Raw genomic sequence first — 17,409 nt, forward strand, 5'->3', positions numbered from 1 at the left:
CGGGTCGCCGCCGCGGGATGCGGGAGCGTGAACCGGGGCCGACGTACCAGTCTGCCAGGACCGGCCGCATCTCCCAAAACCGGGGGGCGGGGGGATCTATTCCCCGGGCGCCGCCGGGCGCCTTCGGGGGCTCCGGGCGGCTCAGGACGCCGACACGACGTCCTTGGCCTCGCCGGTGGCGGTGTCCTCGGTCGCGCTCGCCGGGATCGGCCGGTCGTTCCTCAGGGCGTCCCACACCTGCCGGGCCTTTGCCTCCTCGACGAGGACGCGGTTGCCGTCGGCGGGGTCGTAGATCACCGGCATGGTGACCATGTGCATATGGGCGGGACCGATGCCCTTGAGGCCGCTCGCGAAGGACATCAGGGAGTTCACCGAGCCCAGGTCGGAGTCGGTGGTGACGGTCTTGGTGGCGGTGTCGGCGATGTCGTACAGCTTCTTGGGGTTGCCGAGCAGGCCGATGTCCTCGACCCGGTGGACCAGGGCCTTGAGGAAGGCCTGCTGGAGCTGGATGCGGCCCAGGTCGGAGCCGTCGCCGACGCCGTGCCGGGTGCGGACCAGGCCGAGGGACTGCTCGCCGTCGAGCCGGTGGGTGCCGGCCTTCAGGTCGAGGTGGCTGTCGGGGTCATCGATGTCCGCGGTGGTGGTGACCTCGACGCCGCCGAGGTCGTCGACGAGCTTCTGGAAGCCGCTGAAGTCGACCTCGAGGTAGTGGTCCATGCGCAGTCCGCTGACCGATTCGACGGTCTTCACGGCACAGGCGGCGCCGCCGGTGGAGTAGGCGGAGTTGAACATCACGCCGGTCGCGGCGGGGTGCTCGTCGCCGTCGGTGTCGGTGCACTCGGGCCGGTCGACGAGGGTGTCGCGGGGGATGGAGACCACGCTGGCCTTCTTGTGGCCCTTGTGGACGTGCACGACCATCGCCGTGTCGGAGCGGGCGGTGCCGTCGTCGGTGCCGCCGCCGAGCCGCTTGTTGCCGCCCGAGCGGGTGTCCGAGCCGAGGACGAGGATGTTCTCGGAGCCGTTGTCGGCCTTCTCGGGCCGGTCGGCGCCGAGGGCCTGGTCGATGTCGACGCTCGTGAGGTTGCCGTTGAGCTTGACGTACAGGACTCCGGCGCCGGTGCCGCCCAGGACCACGATGCCCGCGGCGGTCCAGGCCATGGCGAGCAGCGCCTTGCGCCGTCTGTCGCGGGGCTTGCGGCGGCGCCCCTTGCCCCGGCGGCGGGACCCGTCGGCGCGGGACTCCCCGAAGCCGGGTATGGCGGGATCCGGCGTGCTCTCGGCGGACATGTGCTCCTCGGTTCTCGTCCGGTCGGATTACCCCCTGTGCTCAGGGTCGGGTCGGTGCGGTTCCGGCGGTTCTCCGCCGGCACCCCACCATCGTCCCCCCGTACGTCGGACGGCGGAACTCGGGACAGGGTCGCACAACGCTCTGTGCCCGGCGCGTGGCGCGCCGGGCACAGAGAGTCGCCGGATCGACCGCGAAGTCCGCGGTCACCTGCGGTTTCAGCTGACGATGTCGTAGCTGTTGAAGCCGCCGCCGATCTTCACGGCTGTGGTGAAGATCGCGGTGCCGGCCTTGCCGGTACCGGCGTACAGGTACATGTTCCCGGCCTTGGTGACGGCCAGGACGTCGGCCTTGCCGTCCCCGGTCACGTCGCCGGGCGTGACGACGCTCTTGACCTCGGGCCAGCTGCGCAGCTTGATCCGGGAGGAGAAGGGTCCGGCGGTCGTGCCCTTGCCCGGGTACAGGTAGACGTCCCCGTTCCCGGCACGGGCGATCAGGTCGGCCCTGCCGTCCCCGGTGAAGTCACCGTGGCCGCGCAGCTGGTTGTACGCGCTGAAGCCGGTGGTCACCTGGATCCGGCTGCCGAAGGTGCCGTCGCCGCGGCCCGGGTAGAGCCACAGCGTGTTCGCGGAGTCCAGGGAGAGCAGGTCGGGCAGGGTGTCGCCGGTCAGGTCCCCGGGCACGAGGATCTGCTTGCGGCTGCTCCAGCCGGTCGTGAGGGTCTTGTGCGCCCAGGACTGGCTGGACGGCTGGTAGTGCGTCCAGACCAGGTCGCCGTTGCCGGCCCGGTTGAGGAGGTCCTGGTAGCCGTCCCGGTCGAGGTCGGTCTGCACGACGAGGTTGACGCCGTTCCAGTTGCCCCAGGACTCGCGGGCGCCGAAGGAGGTGCCGGTGGAGTTCCTGGAGAAGCCCTCCTTGTCGGACGACTGGCGCAGCCACAGGTCGGCGCGTCCGTCACCGTTGATGTCGGTGTCGTCCACCCGCGGGTATGTGGTGCCCGCATAGGTGCTGACCTTGGCGAAGACGCCGTAGGCGCCCTTGGCGACGCAGTCCTCGACGCCCCAGGAGACGACGCCGACGATGCGGCCGCCGACGACCAGGGGGCCGCCGGAGTCGCCGTTGCACGGCGTGACGGTGTCCGCGTCGGACCCGGTCGCGGGCGCGCCGGCGCAGATCATGTGGCCCTTGACGTAGTCGGCGCCCCAGGCGGCGCCGCAGGTGTCGTCCGACTGGATCGGCAGCGTGGCCGTCTTCAGCACGTCGGAGATGTCGTCGGAGGTGGAGCTGGTGCGGCCCCAGCCGTACACCTTGGCACTGGTGCCGGCCCGGTAGGAGGCCGTGTCGTTCGCCGTGGTCATCGGGATCGGCTTGGCCGTGACCGGGTTCGGCAGGGTCAGCAGGGCCATGTCGTTGTCGATGGTCACCGCGTTGTACGACGGGTGGTTCCACTGCCGCCACACGCCGGAGAGGGTGCCGCCGTGCAGGTCGGTGCCCGAGGGCAGCTGCGCGGTGCCGGTGACGACGGCGCCGTTGGCGCGCCAGTCGTAGCCCTTGACGCAGTGCGCGGCGGTGAGGATCTTCGTCGGGGCGACGACGGCGCCGCCGCAGAAGAAGCCGATGTCGTCGCTCTCGCCCGCGGTGCCGCGGTCGTCGTAGTACCAGAGCTGCGCCATCCACGGCGCGGTGGAGATGCCGGTCTGCGTGCCGCCGATGATCTTCGGGTCGATCTTGGCGGCGTCGCCGGCGGTGTCACCGCGCTGGGCCCGGCCCGCCTGGTCGCCGGCCTTGTCGTCGCCGGCCGCGGCGCCCGCGATGCGACGCTCCAGTTCGGCCTGCGGCACCGTCCTCGCGGCGGGCCGGACCGTCGGGGCCGGCGGGCCCGGTTCGGCGGTGGCGGGCGACGTCGTCAGCGTGGCGGCCACGAGCCCGGCGAGGCCCGCGGCGATCGCGGGCAGCGCCAGACGTGTCCCGCGTCTGTGACGGCGGCGCCGTCCGGACGCGGGCAGGGATGTATCCACTCAAGTCCCCCCAGGAGATGAGAAGTTCACGGATCGAGCAGCGTGGCGCCGGTTGATCCCCCCGGACGCCGGTCACTCGCGAGGGCGTGATCGTACACCTGTTCGCAACAACGCGAGGAGCCGCCCCCGTCACATCCGTGACGGGGGCGGCTCCTCGGTGGCGCGAAGACGTCAGTCGCCGTTGCCCGGCGCCGGGGTCGTCTTCTGGATCTGCAGCAGGAACTCGGCGTTCGACTTGGTCTGCTTCATCTTGTCGAGGAGCAGTTCGATCGCCTGCTGCGAGTCGAGCGCGTGCAGCACCCGGCGCAGCTTCCAGACGATGGCCAGCTCGTCGCTGCCGAGCAGGATCTCCTCCTTGCGGGTGCCGGACGCGTCCACGTCCACCGCCGGGAAGATGCGCTTGTCGGCGAGCTTGCGGTCGAGCTTGAGCTCCATGTTGCCGGTGCCCTTGAACTCCTCGAAGATCACCTCGTCCATGCGGGACCCGGTGTCCACCAGGGCGGTGGCGAGGATGGTCAGCGAGCCGCCGTCCTCGATGTTGCGGGCCGCACCGAAGAAGCGCTTCGGCGGGTACAGGGCGGTCGAGTCGACACCACCGGACAGGATGCGGCCGGAGGCCGGGGCGGCGAGGTTGTACGCACGGCCCAGACGGGTGATCGAGTCGAGCAGCACGACGACGTCGTGACCCAGCTCCACCAGGCGCTTGGCGCGCTCGATGGCGAGCTCGGCGACCGTGGTGTGGTCCTCGGCCGGGCGGTCGAAGGTCGAGGAGATGACCTCGCCCTTCACCGACCGCTGCATGTCGGTGACCTCTTCCGGACGCTCGTCGACGAGGACGACCATCAGGTGGCACTCGGGGTTGTTGTGCGTGATCGCGTTGGCGACCGCCTGCATGATCATGGTCTTGCCGGTCTTCGGCGGGGCCACGATCAGACCGCGCTGGCCCTTGCCGATCGGCGACACGAGGTCGATGATCCGCGTGGTCAGCACGCCCGGGTCCGTCTCCAGGCGGAGGCGGTCCTGCGGGTACAGCGGCGTCAGCTTGTTGAACTCCGGTCGGCCGCGGCCGTGTTCGGGCGCCATGCCGTTGACGGAGTCCAGGCGGACCAGCGCGTTGAACTTCTCGCGCCGCTCGCCCTCCTTCGGCTGCCGCACCGCACCGGTGATGTGGTCGCCCTTGCGCAGGCCGTTCTTGCGGACCTGGGCGAGGGAGACGTACACGTCGTTGGGGCCGGGCAGGTAGCCGGAGGTCCGGATGAACGCGTAGTTGTCGAGGATGTCGAGGATGCCCGCGACGGGGATCAGGACGTCGTCCTCGTTGATCTGCGGCTCGGGGGCGATGTCGTCGCGTCCGCGACGGCCACGGCGGTCGCGGTAGCGTCCGCGACGGCCACGGCGGCCGCCCTCGAAGTCGTCCCCGTCCTCGTCGGCCCGCTGCTGGCGGTCCTGACGGCCGCCGCCCTGCTGCTGGCGGTCCTGACGGCCGCCACCCTGGTTCTGCTGCTGGTCGTCGCCCTTGCCCCGGCGGTCGCGGTCGCGCCCGCGGTCGCGGTCGCGGCGGTCGCGGCGACGGCCCTCGCCGTCACCGGCGTCGCCCCGTCCGTCGCCCTGCTGCTGACCCTGGGACTGCTGCGCGGAGGAGTCGTTCCTCGGCTCGCCCCTGACCTCGGCGCCGGCCATGTCGGCGGCGGCCGGGCTGCCGGCGTCGGCGGTGGCCCGGCGACGGCGGCGCTCGGAGGGCGCGTCGTCGGAGGGGGCGCCCGCCTGGTCGGCGGCGGCCGACGCCTTCGGGGAGGGCTGGCCGGGGATCTCGATCTGCTGCTGGGCCACGGCCTTGTCGGCGGCCGTCCGGTCCGTCTTCTTCTCGGCCTTGCCGGCCTTCTCAGCCTTCTCGGCGGTGGCGCTCTCGTCGCCCGTACGGGTCCGGGAGGTGGCGCGGCGCTTCGGCTTGGTCTCGCCGGCGGCGTCCGCGGCGGGCGCGGCCTTGGCGGGGGCGCCCCCCGCGGCCTGCGCTTCCTTGATGACCTCGATCAGCTGGCTCTTGCGCATCCGCGCGGTGCCCCTGATGCCGAGGCCCGAGGCGACCTGCTGCAGTTCGGCCAGCACCATGCCCTCGAGGCCGGTACCGCGGCGCCGCCGGGAGCCGGCGCCGGTGGCAGGCGCGGAGGCGTCCGTGGCGGGCGCGGCAGCGGTCTCCTCGACACGTGCGCCCATCAGATCGGTGGTGTCGCTCACGAAGGGTCCTTCCCTGGAGCGGACGTCGGCCTGTCTGGCTCGGCGACCGGTTGTGCTGTCCGGCTTCGGTCCTTGCTGTGTGAACCGTGCCGGGGCGGTGGTCCGCCGAATCGGCGGAGGAAATATCTGGTGATGGCGCTCCCCCTGGCCGTGGCACCCAGTGTCTGTGTCACGCGGTGTGGTCGCACCGGTTCCGAAGCGTGCCCGGCGGGCCGCTCAGTGTCCGTGTCGGCCGTACCTATGACGTACGACGTCGAGCACACAATGCGGCTTGGGGGGCTCCCGGAAGAATGTCTGTCCCGGACGGGGACACGAGGCACCTCGCCATGGTGGGGTCGGGTGCAGACTTGAGATTAACACTACCGGATCCAACAAACATTCCCCCTCTCGAGTCGGCAACCGTGCGCGTCTAAATGTCGCCGGAGGCCGCCAGTGGCAGGACGACTGCGCCCTGCTGGTCCAGGCTCAGCCGGTTGGCCGCCCAGCCCGCGCCCGCCAGCGCCTCGACCTTGTCGGCCGTACCGGCGTCGGCCAGCGCCATCACCGTGGGACCGGCACCGGAGATGACCGCCGGGACGCCGTCGCCGCGCAGCCGTTCCACCAGTGCGGCGCTCTCCGGCATGGCCGGTGCGCGGTACTCCTGGTGGAGTCGGTCCTCGGTGGCCGGCAGCAGCAGCTCGGGGCGCCTGGTCAGGGCCTCGACGAGCAGGGCGGCGCGGCCCGCGTTGGCGGCGGCGTCGACGTGCGGCACGGTGCGCGGGAGCAGACCGCGCGCGGTCTCCGTCAGGACCGGCTTCCCGGGGACGAAAACCACCGGAACGATGGAATCGGCGGGCTCCATCCTGATCGCCCGGGCGGCGCCGGCCTCCATCCAGGACAGGGTGAAGCCGCCCAGCAGACAGGCCGCCACGTTGTCGGGGTGGCCCTCGATCTCGGTGGCGAGGTCGAGCAGCGCGGCGTCGTCGAGGCGGGCCTCGCCGCCTATGGTCACCGCGCGGGCGGCGACGATGCCGGCGCAGATGGCGGCGGAGGAGGAGCCGAGGCCGCGGCCGTGCGGGATGCGGTTGGCGCAGACGATCTCCAGGCCGCGCGGCTGTCCGCCGAGGAGGTCGAAGGCGGTGCGCAGGGAGCGTACGAGGAGGTGCTTCTCGTCGCGCGGCAGCGTCTCGCTGCCCTCACCCGCGATGTCGATGTGCAGCCCGGAGTCGGCCACCCGGACGACCACGTCGTCGTACAAGCCCAGCGCGAGGCCGAGGGCGTCGAAGCCCGGGCCGAGGTTGGCGCTGGTGGCGGGGACGCGCACCCGGACGGCGGCGGCGCGGAAGGCGGGACCGGCCATCGCTCGATGACTCTCCTTGAGCTGCGTGGTGGTCGAATGACGTTCGATCGGCATTCGGTGACGGACAGGGCCCTCGGGGCCGCCGCTTCCTGCCGAACGGGCGACCGCACCGCTGCCGCTTGCCGACCGCGGAGACAGCGCGGTACCGCGGCATATGCGGCGGGCGGGTTCGGTACAGCCTATCGAAGGAAGGTTCTGTGGCGACATAGGGCGCACAGGAGGCGCACGATGCGTGTCGCAAGCCCCCTGTGCACCCCCCGGTAAAGGGCTTTCCCGGTCAGGCGTCGCTTACGCCCGTTCGCGCCGGTGGAGAGGCGCTTTTCCCGTCGGCGGGACGGCCGGGGCCGTCCCGCCGGGTGCCCGGCCGCCCGAGGGACCGGGCGCGTCCTCAGACGAGGCCGAGGCGCTCGGCCGCGGTGGCCGCGTCGACCGGGACGGTGACCGGCTGGGGGGCGCCGGCGACGGCCCAGTCCGGGTCCTTCAGCCCGTTGCCGGTGACGGTGCACACGATGCGCTGCCCCGGGTCGACCTTGCCCTGCTCGGCGGCCTTCAGCAGACCGGCCACCGACGCGGCGGACGCGGGCTCGACGAAGACGCCCTCCTGGGAGGCCAACAGCCGGTAGGCGCGCAGGATCTCACGGTCCGTCACCTCGTCGATGGCGCCGCCGGACTCGTCCCGCGCGGCGAGCGCGAAGTCCCACGAGGCGGGGTTGCCGATGCGGATGGCGGTGGCGATGGTCGACGGGTCCTTGACGATCTCGCCGCGCACGATCGGGGCGCTGCCGGAGGCCTGGAAGCCCCACATGCGCGGCGTCCTCGTGCTGACCTTGTCGGCGGCGTACTCCTTGTAGCCCTTCCAGTACGCGGTGATGTTCCCCGCGTTGCCCACCGGCAGGACGTGGATGTCGGGCGCGTCGCCGAGCATGTCCACGATCTCGAAGGCGGCCGTCTTCTGCCCCTCGATACGCACCGGGTTGACCGAATTGACCAGCGCCACGGGGTAGTTGTCGCTCAGCGCGCGAGCGAGCGTGAGGCAGTCGTCGAAGTTGCCGTCGACCTGGAGGATCTTCGCGCCGTGCACGAGGGCCTGGCCCATCTTGCCGAGCGCGATCTTGCCCTGCGGCACGAGGACGGCGGAGACCATCCCGGCCCGCACGCCGTACGCGGCGGCGGAGGCGGACGTGTTGCCCGTGGAGGCGCAGATGACGGCCTGCGCGCCCTCCTCCTTGGCCTTGCTGATGGCCATGGTCATGCCGCGGTCCTTGAAGGACCCGGTCGGGTTCGCACCCTCCACCTTGAGGTGGACCTCGCAGCCCGTGCGCTCGGAGAGCACCTGCGCGGGCACGAGCGGCGTGCCGCCCTCACGGAGCGTCACGACCGGCGTGCTGTCGGAGACCGGCAGCCTGTCCCGGTACTCCTCGATGATTCCGCGCCACTGGTGGGTCATTGCTGGTTACTCTCCTTCAACCCGCATGATGCTGGCGACACCCCGCACGGTGTCGAGCTTGCGCAGCGCCTCGACCGTACCGCCGAGGGCGGCGTCGGACGCTCGGTGGGTGACGACGACGAGGGATGCCTCGCCGTCCTTGCCCGACTGCCGCACGGTGTCGATGGAGACACCGTGCTCGGCGAACACGGTCGCCACCTGGGCGAGGACGCCCGGCTTGTCGGCGACGTCGAGGCTGATGTGGTAGCGCGTGACGACGTCGCCCATCGGCGAGACGGGCAGTGCGGCATAGGCGGACTCGCCGGGGCCGGTGGCGCCGCCGATCCGGTTGCGGCAGACGGCGACGAGGTCGCCGAGCACGGCGGACGCGGTCGGCGCACCGCCGGCGCCGGGGCCGTAGAACATCAGCTGCCCGGCGGCCTCGGACTCCACGAAGACGGCGTTGTAGGCCCCGCGCACGCTCGCCAGCGGGTGGCTGAGCGGGATCATCGCGGGATGCACGCGCGCGGTGACCGACGCCCCGTCCGCGGCCCGCTCGCAGATGGCGAGCAGCTTGATGGTGCAGCCCATCTCCTTGGCGGAGGCGAAGTCGGCGGCGGTGACCTCGGTCATGCCCTCGCGGTGGACGTCGTCGAGGCGGACGCGCGTGTGGAAGGCGATCCCGGCGAGGATGGCGGCCTTGGCGGCGGCGTCGAAGCCCTCGACGTCGGCGGTCGGGTCGGCCTCGGCGTACCCCAGGGCGGTGGCCTCGTCGAGGGCCTCCTGGTACCCGGCGCCGGTGGTGTCCATGGCGTCGAGGATGAAGTTGGTCGTGCCGTTGACGATGCCGAGCACCCGGTTGACCTTGTCGCCGGCGAGGGACTCGCGCAGCGGGCGGATCAGCGGGATGGCGCCGGCGACGGCGGCCTCGTAGTAGAGGTCCTTGCCGTTCGCGTCCGCCGCGGCGTGCAGCGTGGCACCGTCCTGGGCGAGGAGCGCCTTGTTGGCGGAGACGACGGAGGCGCCGTGCTCGAAGGCGGTGGTGATGAGGGTCCGGGCGGGCTCGATGCCGCCGATGACCTCGACGACCACGTCGATGTCGCCGCGTTTGACGAGGGCGGTGGCGTCGGTGGTGACCAGGGCGGGGTCGATGCCCTCACGCACCCGGTCGGGCCGGCGTACGGCGACCCCGGCGAGCTCCACCGGGGCCCCGATGCGGGCGGCGAGGTCGGCGGCGTGCGTCGTCATGATGCGCGCCACCTCTGAGCCGACCACTCCACAGCCCAGCAGCGCCACCTTCAGCGGACGCGTACGCATCATCCGACCTCGTTTCCTTCATACCTTCTAGGGTGGGACCAGTCTCATGCACCGGACGGGATTTTCTTCGATTCGTCCGGATCGTGAGACATTTATTTCATTTTCCCGGGGCTGGAGGACGGAAGATCTTCCTCCCGGGCCGTGCCCGGCGGGGTCCGGCCCGGCGGTGCCGAACTCCGCGTGCGACACCTCATCCGACGTCGAGACGCAGCAGGTCCTCCTCCGTCTCCCGCCGGACGATGACGCGCGCCTCACCGTCGCGCACGGCGACGACGGGCGGCCGCAGTACGTGGTTGTAGTTGCTGGCCATGGACCGGCAGTACGCCCCGGTGGCGGGTACGGCGATGAGGTCGCCCGGTGCCAGGTCGCCCGGCAGGAAGGCGTCCTTGACCACGATGTCGCCGCTCTCGCAGTGCTTGCCGACGACCCGGACGAGCATGGGCTCCGCGTCGGAGGTGCGGGAGACGAGGGCGACGCTGTACTCGGCGTCGTACAGCGCGGTGCGGATGTTGTCCGACATGCCGCCGTCGACGGAGACGTACGTGCGCAGCCCCTCCAGCGGCTTGACGGTGCCGACCTCGTAGAGCGTGAAGGCGGTGGGCCCGACGATGGCCCGCCCGGGCTCGACGGAGATGCGCGGGGTGGCGAGGCGGGCGGCCTCGCACTCCCTCGTCACGATCTCGGTGAGCGCCTTGGCGATCTCGTGCGGCTCGCGGGGGTCGTCGTCGCTGGTGTACGCGATCCCGAGGCCGCCGCCGAGGTCGATCTCGGGCAGCTCGACCCCGTGCTCGTCGCGGATGTCCTTGAGCAGCCCGACGACGCGGTGCGCGGCGACCTCGAAGCCCGACATGTCGAAGATCTGCGACCCGATGTGGGAGTGGATCCCGATGACCTCGAGCCCGTCGAGCCGCAGCGCCCGCCGCACGGCCTCGGCGGCCTGCCCGCCGGCCAGCGGGATGCCGAACTTCTGGTCCTCGTGGGCGGTGGCGATGAACTCGTGCGTGTGGGCCTCGACGCCGACGGTGATGCGGATCTGCACGCGCTGGCGCCGGCCGAGCTCCTGCGCGACGTGGGCGACGCGGACGATCTCCTGGAAGGAGTCGAGCACGATCCGCCCGACACCGGCCTCGACGGCCCGGCGGATCTCCGGCTCGCTCTTGTTGTTGCCGTGGAAGGCGATGCGCTCGGCGGGCATCCCGGCGGAGAGCGCGGTGGCGAGCTCGCCGCCGGAGCACACGTCGAGGTTCAGCCCCTCCTCGTCCAGCCACCGCACGACGGCTCGGGACAGGAAGGCCTTGCCCGCGTAGAAGACGTCGGCGTCGGCGCCGAAGGCGGTGCGCCAGGCCCGCGCCCGGGCCCGGAAGTCGGCCTCGTCGAGGACGTAGGCGGGGGTGCCGTACTCCTCGGCGAGCCGCGTCACGGGAATCCCGCCGACGGTGACGGCGCCGTCCGCGTCGCGGGCGACGGTCTGGGCCCAGACCTTGGGGTCGAGGGCGTTGAGATCGGCGGGCGGCGCCGTGCTCGCTGCGGAGCGCCCCTCTGGAAGGACGTCGGCGTGACGGGGCCCGGCGGGGTGTGCGGAACGGCTCATGGCGTCTTCAGGGCTCTCTCAGAGATGGTCGGGTGCGTCGATGCCGAGCAGGGACAGGCCGCCGGCCAGCACCGCCCCGGCGGCTTCGGCGAGCGCGAGCCGGGCACGGTGGGCGGCCGAGGGTTTCTCCGCCCCGCGCGGGAGCACGGCGGGCAGGAGGGGCAGCGCGGCATCGGCGACGGTGACGAGGTGCCGGGCGAGCCGGTCGGGCGCGCGGTGCTCGGCCGCGGCGGCGAGGACGCGGGGGTGGTCGGCGAGGGCGGCGAGGAGGTCGTGGGAGGCGGGCGCGGGATCCGCCGCGAGCGGGGTGGGCTCGGACGGGGCCTCCGCGAGGGGACCGGGCTCGGCGGTGAAGCCCAGGTCGGCGGCGTTGCGGGTGAGCGCGCGGGTGCGGGCGTGGGCGTACCGGACGCGGAAGAGGGGATTGCTCTCGCGCTGGACGAGGTGCTCGTCGCCGGTCCGGGGCCGGTCGTGGGGGGCGGGGTGGAGCAGGGCCCAGCGGCCGGCGTCGCGACCGAGGCGGAGGGGGTCGGGATCGCCGGGGGCGGGGACGGGCCGGACGGTCACGGCGAGCTCCGCGGGCGCCGGCCCGGCGGCGTCGACGCGTACGCCGAGGGCGGCGGTCCACTCGGGGGCGAGGGGGGCACCGCAGCTCGTGCGGACGAGGGCGCCCTGGGAGCGGAGGACGCGGGCGGCGGCCTCGGCGACGACGACGGCACGGAGGTCGTGGGGGCAGTGCAGCCGCACGACCCGGCCGTCGGGCCCGTCGGCGTACCCGTAGCGGGTGCCGTGCCGCAGGATCTCCTCGACGAGGGCGGCGGGGGCGGTGCCGTGGAGGCTGATGTTGAGGAACCCGGGCCCGGTGAGGACGACGTCCGCGATGCCGTCGACGTCGACGAGGTAGGGACGCAGGACCTCGGCGACACGGCGGGGGGGCTGCCCGGCCGGCCGGGCGAGCTGGAGGGCGATGGTGGTGGCGTAGTCGCCGCACCCCCCGGGCCCCGGCGGAGCGACCACGGCCCGCTCGGGAACGGGCACCTCGAGCTCACCCGCGTCGACGGCGCGACGCACCGCGTGCAGCACGGTGCGGGAGAGCTCTACGGGAGTCACGGGTCAAGCGTAGGGGAGGAGGGGGGTGGGTAGGCGAACCCGTTTGGTCGCAGTCCCGGGATGTGGACGGACCGCGCCGGAACAGCACGGTCCGGCTATCCGGCCGACTCGGCCTGAGCGGGCCCCTCACCGTCCCCACCGGATCCGGCGACCCCCTGGAACTCGGGCAGCCCGCCACCCGCTCCCCCGGCACCCCGCCCCTCGACCAACTGCCGTACGAGGGCGACGAGCTCGGCGGGCTCGAAGGGCTTGGACAGAAAGGCGTCGACACCGACACCCCCCTCCCCTCCGCCCCCTTCCGCGGCCTCACCCCCGGCGCCGGCCTCGTACTGAGAGGTGGCGCTGACGATGGCGAGGGGAAGGTCCCGGGTACGGGGATCCGCACGCAGCCGCGCGGCGGTCCGGAGTCCGTCCAGCCGAGGCATGACCACGTCCAGCGTGACGGCGTCGGGCCGCACCTGATGGATCACTTCCAGACATTCGACACCATCCGCCGCGGTCACGACCTCGAAGCCCTCCAGCTCGAGATTGACCCTGATCAGCTGCCGGATGACCTTGTTGTCGTCCACAACAAGAACTCGGCCAGACGCCCTAGGCACAACTCGAGAGTAGGTCCGGACCGGCTACCGCGTCCGGGTTTTCCCCACTTCCACCCCACGCGAGCGACATCGCCCCCTGCCCACCTGACGCCGACGCTCCGCTTCCCTCCCGCACGGGGAGGGGCACCGGCAGCGAGAACCGGTTCATGACCACCCCGGACGAGCTGGTAGTGTTCTACCCGTCGCCGCGAGCAACAGCTCACCGGCCGACACGCCCCCGTAGCTCAGGGGATAGAGCAACGGCCTCCGGAGCCGTGTGCGCAGGTTCGAATCCTGCCGGGGGCACCCTGTGTAAGTGTGCCCAAGACCCCGTCACCAGCGGAAACGCTGAGGTCGGGGTCTTCGCGTATGTGCAGGCGTGTGCCGCCCGGAGCGGCCGTATGTCGGGGTCTGTGGACGAGGCGTGGACGGGATCTTGAAGCGTTGTCCCAGGTGAGCCGCCGAAAACGACGAGGCCCCTGGACAGGATGCCAGGGGCCTCGGGCACGACCGGGTGGTGTCAGTCGTACTCGCGGAGCAGATCCTCGATGCGCCGGTTGGCGACGTCCTGCCGCCCGTCGAGGCACTTCGCGTAGCGGGTGAGCAGGACCTCAACGCTGTTGCCGGCCCGCTCGGCCACCTCGGTCGGGTCGACGCCCGCGTTGAGCCACGTCGACAGCGCCGAGTGCCGAAGGTCGTACGGCCGACTCGCGAGCGGCGAGGCAGCGACGGCCGGCGGGAGCGCGAGGAGTCGGGCCTCCTGCCACACGCGGTAGTAGGTCGAGGACGGGACGACCGCGCCCTTCTCACTGAAGAACAGCCGCCCGTCGTCCGCCGTGCCGAAGGTGGCCAGGTGCTCGCGGAGCACGGCGACGAGGTGCGGCGGGATGGGGACTCGCCGGACGTCTTCGGTCGGTCGGTTCTTGAGCCCGCGGTCGTCGTGGGTCTCCCCCGAGTCGGTCCACTGCTTACTGACGGACGGACGAGTCCGGTGGAGCAGCGCCGAGCCCCAGCCGTGTTCGGGGAGGTTCAGGTCAGTCTCGACAAGGCCGACCGCTTCGGCCGGCCGGAGACCACCGAAGTACATGGCGGCGAACAGACCCACGAGCCGACGGCCACGGGCACGCTGGTACCCGCCGACGTAGGAGACGGCCGCCAGGAGGTTCCGAGCCTGCTCCGGATTGGCGACCACCCGCGGATCGACCTGGTTGGACACCTTCGGTTTCTGCCAGCGAACCGCCGTGATCGGGTTCTCCCGCAGCTCCCCCAGGTCGACTGCGTAGTTCGCAGCGTTGACGAGGGTCCGGCGCTTACGGCGTACGGTTTCCGCTGCTGCGGCTGTTCCGTCGAGCTTGAGTTTCAGGGAGTCGAGCACTGCGCGAGCCGTGGCAGGCTCGGCGAGATCTGCGAGCGGTCGGGACGCCTTGGACACCCAATGAAGAACGTTCCGCACATCGTCCGGGACTTCGCGGTCGTTCGGCCCCGGCAGTACGAAAGCCCAGTTGCGGAGTGCTCTGCGGATCGTCTCGTCAGAGGGCCGACCGGGACGCTCGCCGAGAAGCTGCATGGTCACGCTGGTGAGCGATTCGTTGATGCCGTCGCGCGTGTTGGGGGCGGCATGCGGCCACTTCATTGCGAGGTACCTCAGGGCGAAGGCGTACCAGGAGACGGCCGACTTCGTCTCCTCCATCGATGCCGGAAGGCCGGTCCCCGTGTCGAACTCCTCGCCATCACGCATCGCACGCATGAGCTTGGTGCGGTAGTGATCGGCGAGCGCCTTCGTGCGGAAAGACTCGGAGAACACGTTGCCGGCTACTGACCAGCGCACTCCGTAGGACGGCGTCTTTGTGTCCCGCTTACGGACGCTCCAGACCTTTACGTCGAGAGACTTCACGCGGCGGTCTCCAGCTGCCGCAGCCAGGTCCGGAAGTCGCTCCGCCACACTCGCAACTCCCCATTGGGAAGCTTGAACGCTGCTGGCCCCTGCCCGAGCTCGCGCCACCGGTAGAACGTCCGCCGTGAGACTCCCCCGAGCTCGTCAAGGATCTGCGGGACGGTCATCAGCTCGTCTTTCACGTCAGGCTCCTTCCAGGGCTGCGAGTTCTTCGCGGGCGGTTTGGCGGTTGAGCTGGAGGTTGCGGGCGATGGTGGCGGCGAGGACGGATTCGCCGGGGGTGTGGCCGTGGCCGGCGTACTGCCAGTCGGCCAGGACGAGGACGGTGTCCGGCTCGCGGTCGTCGTTGAGGCCGAGGGCGGCGGCCTCTTGGGCGGCGCGGTAGTCGGCGCGTGCCTGGCGGAGGGCGCCGAGGGTGGTGGAGTAGCGGCGTGACTTGGAGGAGAAGTGGCCGCGGAAGCCGAGCATGTGCGCCCAGGCCCACAGCCGCCGGTCCGGATACAGCGGGTCGAGGATCTTGCAGGCTTCGATGAGGCGGCGGGCGTGGTCGGGGACGCCGTGCCGATCGAGTTCGGACAGTTCCCCGATGCGGCGGTCGAGGGTGCCGGTGTTCTCGGCGGCCTTGGTGGCGTACTTGGCGACGTAGGAGGCGACGGCCTGTTCGGTGATGTCGGAGCCGTCCCCGAACGCCTTCACGGGTCGGACGTCGAGCTGGGTGCCCCAGCGGAAGGTCCGGGCCGGCTGGTCGTCGGCGGCCGGGACCGAGACCGAGGTGTAGGAGTGTGCGGCGGCGGCGCGGATCGCGTCGGCGAGGAGATCCACGGTGGCCCAGGACGGCGGCGGGGTGCCGGGGCCGTCGGGTCCGTCGAGGCGGATCACGGCGTGGAAGTGCACGGCGCCGCGTTTCTGGAACTCGGCGACCTTGCCGTAAGACAGCCGGGCGCACTCCTTCAGCTCGCGTTGGGTGAGGCCGGCGCGGGCGGCGATCTCGCGGCGCAGCCGGTTGGTGAAGCGCTGCCAGAGCTGCCCGGCGTGGTTGTTGAACAGCACCGCGCCCGCGTAGTCGTACGTGTCCGGGTCGAGGGCGGTGCCCAACTCCGGGGCATCGGGCGTGTGGCGGGTGCCGCAGCGGCAGGTGCCGTGATCGGGCCGGTTGTGGACCGGGCCGAACGAGGGGGCGGTGAGAGTGGCGAAGACCCGCGGGTGGTCCCGGACGGTGGCGGGGATGTCGCGGCGGTCGTCCCCGGCCAGCCCCGCGCGGATCAGGTGGTAGGTGTCGCCGGCGTAGGTCCAGGCGCAGGACGGGCAGCGGGAGGCGCGGCGGTTGCCGCAGGCCACGCGGAGCCGTCCGCCTGGTTCGTTCTCGGTGGAGTAGTGGTGCAGGGTCTGGCCGGTGGTCTTGTCCTTGTGGATGGTCCAGCCGGTCAGGTGGATGGGGTCGGAGCAGCCGCCGGTGCGGCGGATCTGGTCCTGCCAGCGGTCGAAGCCGTCGGACCCGGCCACCCGCAGCAGATCGCCGAGGGTGATCGGGTCCAGGCCCGCCAGGGTGGCGGTGTCGCTCACGCGGCCACCTCCAGCGCGGCGGGGACCAGGGGACGCAGGACGGCGGTGGCGAGCGGTGCGGGGACGGCGTTGCCAATCTGCTCGAACTGCTTGGTCCGGGAGCCGGCCCACGGGTAGGCCGCGGGGAAGCCCTGGAGAACGGCGGCTTCCTCGACGGCCAGGCGGCGAATCGGTGTGCCGTCTGCGTCGATCCATGCGACGTGGTTCATGGCCTTGCCGAACAGCAAGGTCGAGGCGGGTTGGTCGAGGCGCCGGCGGGTGGCGGTGGGACGGCTGCCGACGCGGAGCAGCCAGGACCGGGTCCGGCCGGTGAGTGCCCAGGACGGGCCGGTGGTCGGGAAGCGGCTGCCGCCGGTGGTGTGGTTGCCTCGCGTGACGACCTCGCCGGGCGGGCAGTCCAGGACGTCGCCCATGGACCGCCAGGCGGGCAGTCCGTCGCCGAAGAGGTCGGCGCAGGTCCCGCCGTCGGCGTGGGTGGGCTCCGGGGGCAGGGCCGGACGGGACCGCGAGGCGATCAGGAACGCACGGCGCCGGGTCTGGGGGACACCGAAGTCGGCGGCGTTGAGGACGCCGGTCCACGTCGAGTAGCCGACGGCGGTCAGGGAGCGGGCGGTGTGCTCGAACAGGGGCAGTACTGCGGGGACCTCTTCCAGGGCGATCCACTCGGGCCGCAGGTCGAGGGCGTAGCGCAGGGGTTCGACGACGAGCAGGGATCGGGGGTCGGAGCAGGCGGCGCGGAGTGCGTCGCGGGTGTCGTGCCCGCGGGTGAGGTCGTCCAGGGCCTGGTGGCACAGGGGCAGGTCGGTGTTTCCGGCGCGCAGGCCGGCGGCGCTGAAGGTCTGGCAGGGCGGGGAGGCGATCAGTCCTGTGACCTTCCCCCGCAGTGGGGCGGTGGGGTAGGCGGCGACGTCGGCGCGGATCGTGGCGTGTCCGGCGGCGGCCCGGGTGGCGCAGGCGGCGGGGTCGATCTCGATACCGACGTCCCGCAGGCCGAGGGTGCGCAGTCCCTCGGACCAGCCACCGGGGCCTGCGAAGAGGTCCAGGACGGTCATG

At 72.0% G+C, this 17,409-nt stretch carries 13 protein-coding genes and 1 tRNA gene; 1 reads left to right on the forward strand and 13 read right to left on the reverse strand.

Features of this window, described 5'->3' with window-relative positions; genetic code table 11:
- Positions 1-141: 141 nt before the first annotated feature.
- From ACIRFH_RS04185 to ACIRFH_RS04225, 9 genes are all read right to left on the reverse strand, one after another.
- A complete protein-coding gene (locus tag ACIRFH_RS04185; protein WP_403517003.1) occupies positions 142-1,287 on the reverse strand; it encodes an LCP family protein in 1,146 nt (381 codons plus the stop codon).
- Between the two features lie 216 nt (positions 1,288-1,503).
- Positions 1,504-3,303 carry a trypsin-like serine protease gene (locus ACIRFH_RS04190; protein WP_403517004.1) on the reverse strand — a complete coding sequence of 600 codons (1,800 nt, stop codon included), beginning with the start codon at positions 3,301-3,303 and terminating at the stop codon, positions 1,504-1,506.
- Positions 3,304-3,474: 171 nt separating this feature from the next.
- Positions 3,475-5,538 carry a transcription termination factor Rho gene (rho, locus tag ACIRFH_RS04195; RefSeq protein WP_403517005.1) on the reverse strand — a complete coding sequence of 688 codons (2,064 nt, stop codon included), beginning with the start codon at positions 5,536-5,538 and terminating at the stop codon, positions 3,475-3,477.
- 409 nt (positions 5,539-5,947) lie between these two features.
- Positions 5,948-6,877, reverse strand: coding sequence for a homoserine kinase (thrB, locus tag ACIRFH_RS04200; RefSeq protein WP_403517006.1), 930 nt, complete (start codon positions 6,875-6,877; stop codon positions 5,948-5,950).
- A gap of 388 nt (positions 6,878-7,265) precedes the next feature.
- Entirely contained in the window at positions 7,266-8,324 is a 1,059-nt protein-coding gene (gene thrC / locus ACIRFH_RS04205; RefSeq protein ID WP_403517007.1) for a threonine synthase, read from the reverse strand.
- Positions 8,325-8,330: 6 nt separating this feature from the next.
- Entirely contained in the window at positions 8,331-9,623 is a 1,293-nt protein-coding gene (locus tag ACIRFH_RS04210; RefSeq protein ID WP_403517008.1) for a homoserine dehydrogenase, read from the reverse strand.
- Between the two features lie 187 nt (positions 9,624-9,810).
- Positions 9,811-11,211: a diaminopimelate decarboxylase gene (gene lysA, locus ACIRFH_RS04215; RefSeq protein WP_403517009.1), complete on the reverse strand. Its 1,401-nt coding sequence runs from the start codon at positions 11,209-11,211 to the stop codon at positions 9,811-9,813.
- Positions 11,212-11,229: 18 nt separating this feature from the next.
- The gene (gene nrtL / locus ACIRFH_RS04220) at positions 11,230-12,321 is read right to left on the reverse strand and encodes an ArgS-related anticodon-binding protein NrtL (RefSeq protein WP_403517010.1); all 1,092 of its coding nucleotides are present in this window, start codon (positions 12,319-12,321) and stop codon (positions 11,230-11,232) included.
- A 95-nt stretch (positions 12,322-12,416) separates the two neighbouring features.
- Positions 12,417-12,920 (reverse strand): response regulator, encoded by a 504-nt coding sequence (locus tag ACIRFH_RS04225; protein ID WP_403517011.1) that lies wholly within the window; start codon positions 12,918-12,920, stop codon positions 12,417-12,419.
- 213 nt (positions 12,921-13,133) lie between these two features.
- On the opposite strand from ACIRFH_RS04225, the gene ACIRFH_RS04230 reads away from it, so the two are divergent.
- Positions 13,134-13,205: transfer RNA gene (locus tag ACIRFH_RS04230), tRNA-Arg, on the forward strand.
- Between the two features lie 214 nt (positions 13,206-13,419).
- On the opposite strand, the gene ACIRFH_RS04235 is transcribed toward ACIRFH_RS04230, so the two are convergent.
- The 4 genes from ACIRFH_RS04235 to ACIRFH_RS04250 are packed head-to-tail and all read right to left on the reverse strand — an operon-like array spanning position 13,420 to position 17,408.
- The gene (locus ACIRFH_RS04235; RefSeq protein WP_403517012.1) at positions 13,420-14,793 is read right to left on the reverse strand and encodes a tyrosine-type recombinase/integrase; all 1,374 of its coding nucleotides are present in this window, start codon (positions 14,791-14,793) and stop codon (positions 13,420-13,422) included.
- Positions 14,790-14,960 (reverse strand): AlpA family transcriptional regulator, encoded by a 171-nt coding sequence (locus ACIRFH_RS04240; RefSeq protein WP_175438207.1) that lies wholly within the window; start codon positions 14,958-14,960, stop codon positions 14,790-14,792. The genes ACIRFH_RS04235 and ACIRFH_RS04240 overlap by 4 nt, the downstream gene beginning before the upstream one ends.
- A 16-nt stretch (positions 14,961-14,976) precedes the next feature.
- Positions 14,977-16,356, reverse strand: a complete 1,380-nt coding sequence (gene repSA, locus ACIRFH_RS04245) for a replication initiator protein RepSA (RefSeq protein WP_403517013.1) — start codon at positions 16,354-16,356, stop codon at positions 14,977-14,979.
- A complete protein-coding gene (locus ACIRFH_RS04250) occupies positions 16,353-17,408 on the reverse strand; it encodes a DNA cytosine methyltransferase (RefSeq protein WP_403517014.1) in 1,056 nt (351 codons plus the stop codon). Before ACIRFH_RS04250 ends, repSA begins: the two co-directional genes overlap by 4 nt.
- Position 17,409 lies beyond the last annotated feature (1 nt).

The organism is Streptomyces sp. NPDC093586 (assembly GCF_044764905.1).
Classification (GTDB): domain Bacteria; phylum Actinomycetota; class Actinomycetes; order Streptomycetales; family Streptomycetaceae; genus Streptomyces.

Bases quoted from the DNA above. Each gene is read 5' to 3' on its own strand.
- ACIRFH_RS04185 (WP_403517003.1), bottom strand. From the start codon at position 1,287: ATGTCCGCCGAGAGCACGCCGGATCCCGCCATACCCGGCTTCGGGGAG.
- thrB (WP_403517006.1), bottom strand. From the start codon at position 6,877: ATGGCCGGTCCCGCCTTCCGCGCCGCCGCCGTCCGGGTGCGCGTCCCC.
- thrC (WP_403517007.1), bottom strand. From the start codon at position 8,324: ATGACCCACCAGTGGCGCGGAATCATCGAGGAGTACCGGGACAGGCTG.
- ACIRFH_RS04210 (WP_403517008.1), bottom strand. From the start codon at position 9,623: ATGATGCGTACGCGTCCGCTGAAGGTGGCGCTGCTGGGCTGTGGAGTG.
- lysA (WP_403517009.1), bottom strand. From the start codon at position 11,211: ATGAGCCGTTCCGCACACCCCGCCGGGCCCCGTCACGCCGACGTCCTT.
- ACIRFH_RS04240 (WP_175438207.1), bottom strand. From the start codon at position 14,960: ATGACCGTCCCGCAGATCCTTGACGAGCTCGGGGGAGTCTCACGGCGG.
- ACIRFH_RS04250 (WP_403517014.1), bottom strand. From the start codon at position 17,408: ATGACCGTCCTGGACCTCTTCGCAGGCCCCGGTGGCTGGTCCGAGGGA.